Annotated in this window: 4 protein-coding genes; 1 reads left to right on the top strand and 3 read right to left on the bottom strand. The window is 73.5% G+C overall.

All coding sequences use genetic code 11. The annotated features are described in order from the left end of the window. Positions 1–187 precede the first annotated feature (187 nt). Complete coding sequence (locus HW445_RS15320) at positions 188–1315, bottom strand: aminoglycoside phosphotransferase family protein (RefSeq protein ID WP_180221574.1); 1128 nt, start codon at positions 1313–1315, stop codon at positions 188–190. 228 nt (positions 1316–1543) lie between these two features. Here HW445_RS15320 and HW445_RS15315 point away from each other — a divergent pair, with 228 nt between their 5' ends. Continuing rightward, positions 1544–3028 carry a hypothetical protein gene (locus tag HW445_RS15315; RefSeq protein WP_180221573.1) on the top strand — a complete coding sequence of 495 codons (1485 nt, stop codon included), beginning with the start codon at positions 1544–1546 and terminating at the stop codon, positions 3026–3028. Between the two features lie 141 nt (positions 3029–3169). Here the strand turns inward: HW445_RS15315 and HW445_RS15310 are convergent, their stop codons facing one another. Next, positions 3170–4570: a PP2C family protein-serine/threonine phosphatase gene (locus HW445_RS15310; RefSeq protein WP_180221572.1), complete on the bottom strand. Its 1401-nt coding sequence runs from the start codon at positions 4568–4570 to the stop codon at positions 3170–3172. Positions 4571–4796: 226 nt separating this feature from the next. Further along, positions 4797–6303: alpha/beta hydrolase (locus HW445_RS15305; protein ID WP_180221571.1), on the bottom strand; the 1507-nt coding region annotated here is incomplete at its 5' end.

Genomic DNA, 6303 nt, shown 5'->3' with positions numbered 1-6303 from the left:
ACGGCTGGGCGCGCGTGGGGCAGATGGGGCGTGCGTCAGGGATATCGGTATCCCGCCGCCCCGTCAATGACGCGTGCATGCAAGTAAGTTGGGCCGTCCGGAAACGCCTCAGGGCCCGGGAGGACCGGGCCCTGAGGCGAGGGGGTGGCGGGGTGAGAGGGTGAGGGGACGATCGGGCGAGGAACGGTCAGCGCGTGCCGACCGCCGCCCGCACCGCCCGGCGCGCCATCTGCGCGTCGTCGTGCAACCGCCGCAGCAGCAGCCGCTGCTCCTCTCCCGTCGGGATCGCCCCGGCCGGCGCGGCCACCGGTGCCGGCGCGACGTCCTGCATCGTGCGCTGCACCGCCGTCTCGTAGGTGCGGATCTCCCGGGTCAGGATCAGCATCAGGTTGACCAGGAAGGCGTCCCGCGCGGCCGGCCCCTGGGACTGGGCGAGCTGACTGATCTGCCGCCGCACGTCCGGTGCGTCTCCCAGCACCGACCAGAGCGTCGCCAGGTCGTACCCCGGCAGGTACCAGCCCGCGTGTTCCCAGTCCACCAGCACCGGACCGGTCGGTGTGACGAGGATGTTGGAGAGCAGCGCGTCACCGTGACAGAACTGCCCCATCCCCTGCCTGCCCGACGAGTGCGCGATGCCGTGCAGCAGCTTCTGCAGGTCCCCCAGGTCCCTGTCGGTGAGCAGCCCCAGCGCGTGGTAGCGGTTGATCCGCGCCGCGTAGTCCAGCGGTGCGGAGAAGGTGCCCGCCGGAGGCCGCCAGGCGTTGAGCCGGCAGATCGCGCCCAGCGCCGCCCGGATGTCGGCCCGCGGCGGAGCCTCCACGGGGTGCCGGTGGAGCGCCGCGGCCCGCCCCGGCACGCGCTCGATGACCAGCGTGCAGTTGTCCGGATCCGCCGCGATCAGCCGCGGCACCCTGACGGGGGGCCGGTGCCGGACGAAGGACCGGTAAGCAGCTATTTCGTGCCGGATGCGCTCGGCCCAGGCCGGCGAGTCGTCCAGTAAAACCTTGGCGACGGCGTTGCTCCGTCCCATCGCCCCCACCAGCAGCACGGACCGGCCGGTGCGCCGCAGGACCTGCACGGGCGCGAACTCGGGGCAGATCCGGTGGACGGAGGCGATGGCGGTCCGCAGCTGCGCTCCCTGCGGACCGGACAGGTCGAGCCGTCCGCTGAGCGTCCCGGCCCCTTGAGGGGGCATCCGCCGCAGCCTCGGGCCCGGTGGCTGCACCGCGGGGCGGGTCGGATCGAGGAAGGGACCGACGCCCGGGCGGGTCTGCGGCCGGAGCGGGGCGGACACGGAGGACGACACTGCGTACATGGGAGACGGATCCCTTCGTGTGCCGGAAGAGTTACCGCGCCATCCGCCCCGGCCCCGGAGGGCACCCTGGGGAGAGCCCCCGTGACCGGGGCGGGATGGCGCACTTCTACTCCACATCACGCGGGGGCGTGGCTGACAACTGGCGACCCCTGGCGAACCCTGGCGAATAGTCGCTTGGCACTTTGGCCCGCGTTAGTGTCAAGTCAGCCGAGAACCTGGGGGCTTGACGTGAGCGGACAACCCAACACCCGCCTTGCGGACCTGTTCGGCCTGGCCGGCTGGACCAAGGGCGAACTCGCGAGGCTGGTCAACCGGCAGGCGGCGGCCATGGGCCATCCGCAGCTGGCGACCGACACCTCCCGGGTGCGGCGTTGGATCGACATGGGGGAGATCCCGCGCGATCCGGTGCCCAGGGTGCTGGCGGAGCTGTTCACCGAGCGTCTCGGCCGTGTCGTGACCATCGAGGATCTCGGACTGGTCCGGCAAGGGCGAACGGGGAAACGGCAGCGCGGCGAGGAGAACCCCGACGGACTGCCGTGGGCGCCCGAGCGGACGGCTGCGGTCCTCACCGAATTCACGGGAATGGACCTCATGCTCAACCGACGCGGCTTGGTGGGCGCGGGCGTCGCGCTCACCGCAGGATCGGCGCTGCACAGCGCCATGCACCAGTGGCTGAACGCGGACCCGGCCCTCGCGGCCGGCGCCACGCGTACCGACGAACTCCCGCACGCGGACCCGGCAGGGTTCGACCGATACGAGGCGGCCCCGGTGGGCTCCGAGGAGGTCGAGGAGCTGGAGCGCTCCGTCGAGGTGTTCCGGGCCTGGGACGCCTCCCGGGGCGGAGGACTCCAACGCAAGGCGGTGGTGGGCCAGTTGAACGAGGTGGGCGGCATGCTCGCCTACCGGCACCCCGACCACCTCCAGCGGCGTCTGTGGGGCGTCGCCGCCAACCTGGCCGTGCTGGCCGGGTGGATGTCGCACGACGTGGGGCTGGAGCCCACGGCCCAGAAGTACTTCGTCATCGCGGCACACGCCGCGCGGGAGGGCGGGGACCGGCCCCGGGCCGGCGAGGCGCTCTCCCGGGCCGCGCGGCAGATGGTCCACCTGGGCCGTCCCGACGACGCCCTGGACCTGATGAAGCTCGCCAAGTCCGGTGCCGGGGAGGAGGTGCTGCCGCGGACCAGGGCGATGCTCCACACCATCGAGGCATGGGCTCAGGCGGCCATGGGCAAGAGCCAGGCCATGCGCCGCACGCTGGGGCAGGCGGAGGATCTCTTCGTCTCCGACAAGGGGGACGTCTCCCCGCCCAGCTGGATGCAGTTGTTCGACGAGGCCGACCTGCACGGCATGGAGGCGCTGGCCTACCGCACCCTCGCCGAGCACGATCCGTCCGCGGCGGCCCTGGCGCAGAACCATGCCAAACAGGCACTCGACCTCCGGGAGAACGGCCGGGAGCGGTCCAAGATCTTCGACTGGCTCTCCATGGCGTCGGCCTGCTTCATCGCCGACGACCCCGAGCAGGCCGACCGCTACGCCCGCCTGGCGCTGGTGTCGATGGGCAGCAACTCCTCGCACCGCACCTGGGACCGGCTCCGGCAGATGTACCGCCTGACCGGCCAGTACGCGAGTTACCCGAAGGTCGAGGAACTGCGCGAGGAGATCCAGCTCGCCCTGCCCAGGCCCAAGCGGCCGGGGAGCGGTGCGGCGGTGTGAAAGGGGTGAGGCTCCGCTGCCGCGGCGGATCGCATCCCTGTGCGTGGCGGTGGCGGGTGGTCGCCCCGACCTCGTGGTGACGCGTGCCCGGCCTGACGGCCGAAGGGCGCCCCCTCGGGGGCGACGGCGGGACCGGACGGCTCAGCCGTGTCGGTCGTGCACGCGGGCGACGAGGAAGCAGCCGGTGCCGCGGCTCCGGTCGCCGCCGAACGCGTCCGCCAGCACCTGTGCCGCGGCCTGTGCGGAGGATTCGTCCCGGAGGCTTCCGGCCAGAGCGGTCAGCCGGTGCTCGGCCTCCACGCCGGTGACCAGCCCCGCGGTGCGGAGGACCAGAAGGTCGCCGGCCTCCAGCCGCTGCTCCGCCTCGGCCTGTCCGCCGGGGGAGCGGAGCGTCAGGACCGCCCCGTCCCGGAACAGCACCGGGGCGGGGCGGCCGGACCAGCGCAACGTCATGGTCCCGGTCCGGTACCGGCAGCACAGGGCCGGGCCGGAGACCTGCAGGGCGCTGCCGCGCAGCAGATCGTCCAGCCAGACCGTCGTCCGCCCCGGCGGGGCACCGGCCATCGCCATACCGCGCAGGGCCCCGATCAGCATCGACGTGCCCGAGGCCACCGCGGCCGGTTCACCGGTCAGGGTGCCGAACGCGATCAGCGTCTCCCCGTCGGGGAGTTCGCAGGCGTCGTACCAGTCGCCGCCCGCGGGCCCACCGGGCGCGGAGGACGGCAACCGGTGCGCCGCCAGCTCCAGTGACCCGGGCCCGCCCTGTCGCGGGAGCCGCAGGAAGCCGTGCCACGGGGGGAGCACGGCTTCCTGCGGCTCGACCACGAGCCCCTGCCCGGACCGGGCCGGCCGGCCGCGGCGGAGCGAGTCACGGGTCTCGCTCACCTCCCGCCGGTGACGGCGCAGTTCGCTGACGTCACGCAGCACCGCCCACATGGAGGCGGTGTTGCCGTCGGCGTCGAGCACGGGCTCGCCCTTCATGTGCACGGTCCGCACCGTGCCGTCGTCCGGACGCGTGATCCGGAACTCGCCGTCGATCGGCCGGCCGTCGACCAGGCAGTCCGTCACCATGACGGTGAGCCGGGGCCGGTCCTCGTCGAGCACCAGGGAGGGCAGCTCGTCGAGGGTGAGGGCGTGGGCGGTGGGATCCATGCCGAGGATCTCGTAGAACTCGGCGGACCAGCGGACCTCGTCGGTCAGCAGTTCCCACTCCGCGCTGCCGATCCGGCCGGGGGCCGGAGCCGGTCCGGCGTCGGGCGAGGCCGGCGAGGCGGGCAGCGCCTCGGGGGAACCGGCCGCGGGAGGAGGGCCTTCGCGGAGCTGCGCCAGGTGTTCGTCGAGGTCCTCCAGGTGGTGCAGCGCGAGGTCGTACAGGGCGCGCTGCCACCGGTCCTCGGGGTCCGACCCGTTGCTCTCCGTGTCGCGGCGGACCGCGTCCATGTCCGTCCTGAGCTGCCGCGTCCGCGCGATGAGGGCCTCGACCGGGCTGTCGCCGGAGGGCGAGCGGCCGGCGGGGCGATCCGCGGACAGATGGGACGGCATGACGAACTCCGGTGTCGAGGAGACGGTACGGCCGGGGCCGGTCGGTGAACCGGATACGACTCTCGCACAGCTCGCCACCGCCTGTAAGGGATTCGGCAACACTCGATCCGGTGGTGCTTCTGGCATATGCCAGTGTCTTTCGGGACCTGCGGCCCCGGAGATCCGGGACCAACGTCACTTGCACGCAGGGAAGTTGGCGGCTAGCCCATGTCCTGACGGCGGGGTGTCACGCGCCGGGACCGGGCTCCTCGGCGGGGCAGGAACCGCCCTTCAGTTCGCCCAGAAGCAGGAACGCCTCAACGGTCCGTTGCACGCAGCGTGACGATCCGTAGCCCGTGTGCCCCTCGCCCTTGTTGTCCAGGACCACCGCCGAGGAGCCCAGCCGCCGGGCCGTCTCCACCGTCCAGCGGTACGGAGTGGCGGGATCGCCCCGGGTGCCGACCAGCAGCATCCTGGGCGACCTGAGGTCATGGACCTCCTCGCGCACGAAGTCGGTTCCCCGGGGCCGCCCGTAGCACATCAGCGCCTCGGCCAGCCGGTACCGGCCGAAGACGGGGGACGCCTTCTCGTAGGAGGCCCGCATCGCCCCCAGTTCCGCCGCGATGCGTCGCGCGGAGGGCCGTTCGGGCGAGTCGGCGCAGTTGACGGCGAGCAGCGCGGCCGGGGCGTTGTCCAGCGGGACGGGCTGCCGGGACCGGCGCGGCCCGTCCCGGCGGAACACCGGCGGGGAGAAGGCGCCCGGGGTGAATCCCTGCAGGCCGCGCGGGTCGCCGTACTCCACCAGATCGGCCACCGCCCGCTCCATCTGCGGCCACAGCGCCCGGCTGTACAGCGCCTGGCCGAGGGCGGCCACCAGGTCCTGGCCGGTGAAACCGCGGTCGGCCCCGGTGGGTGCCGGGTGGGCGTCCAGCATGTCGACCAGGCGCTCCACCTGCCGTGGCGCGGTGCGGGCGTCGCGGCCGAAGGGGCAGCCGATGTCCCGGACGCACCAGGCCAGGAAGCGCTCCAGCGCCGCCTGCTGGCCGGCGGCGCCGGCCCGGGCCTGTTCGACGGGGGACGCGGTGAGGGTGTCCACGCCGTCCAGGACGAACCGGCCGACCCGGTGCGGGAACCGGGCGGCGTAGACGGCGCCGAGGCGGGTGCCGTAGGAGAACCCGAGGTAGTTCAGCCGGCGGTCGCCGAGGGCGTGACGGATGACGTCCATGTCGCGTGCCGCGTCCACGGTGCCCATGTGCTCCAGCACCGGGCCGGAGGCGGCGGCGCAGGCCTCGGCGATCTCCCGCAGTCTGCGCAGGTAGGGCTGCGGATCGCCGTCGGCCACACGGTCCGGGGAGGCGCTCTCCCGCCGGCCGTCGTCCGGATCGTCCGGCCCGTCGTCCCGGCCCTGCCCGGGGGAGCCGGAGTACGCCGCCTCGCCGCAGGTCACGGGGGCGGACAGGCCGACCCCGCGAGGGTCGAAGGTGACCACGTCGTAGCCTTCGGCGAGGGGCATGAAGTCCTTGCCGGCCATGGCCAGCCGGCCGACGCCCTCACCGCCGGGGCCGCCGAAGTTGAGGACGAGCGAGCCGCGGGGCCGGTCTCCGGTGGACCTCAGGCGGGCCAGCGCCAGCCTGAGGGAGCCGCGCTTCGGGTGCGCGTAGTCCAGGGGGACGGTCACGACACCGCACTGGAGGCCGCGCGGGGCGGCCTCGGAGTCGCAGGGGTGCCAGGTGACGCGCTGGTCGTAGAAGCGG

It is taken from the genome of Streptomyces sp. UH6 (genome assembly GCF_013421635.1).
GTDB lineage: Bacteria > Actinomycetota > Actinomycetes > Streptomycetales > Streptomycetaceae > Streptomyces > Streptomyces abyssomicinicus.
The sequence above is the reverse complement of the archived record's forward strand: the minus strand, read 5'-3'. Positions and strand labels throughout refer to the sequence as shown.

Coding starts and splice junctions, on each gene's coding strand:
- HW445_RS15320 (WP_180221574.1), bottom strand. CDS start 1,315: ATGTACGCAGTGTCGTCCTCCGTGTCCGCCCCGCTCCGGCCGCAGACC.
- HW445_RS15310 (WP_180221572.1), bottom strand. CDS start 4,570: ATGCCGTCCCATCTGTCCGCGGATCGCCCCGCCGGCCGCTCGCCCTCC.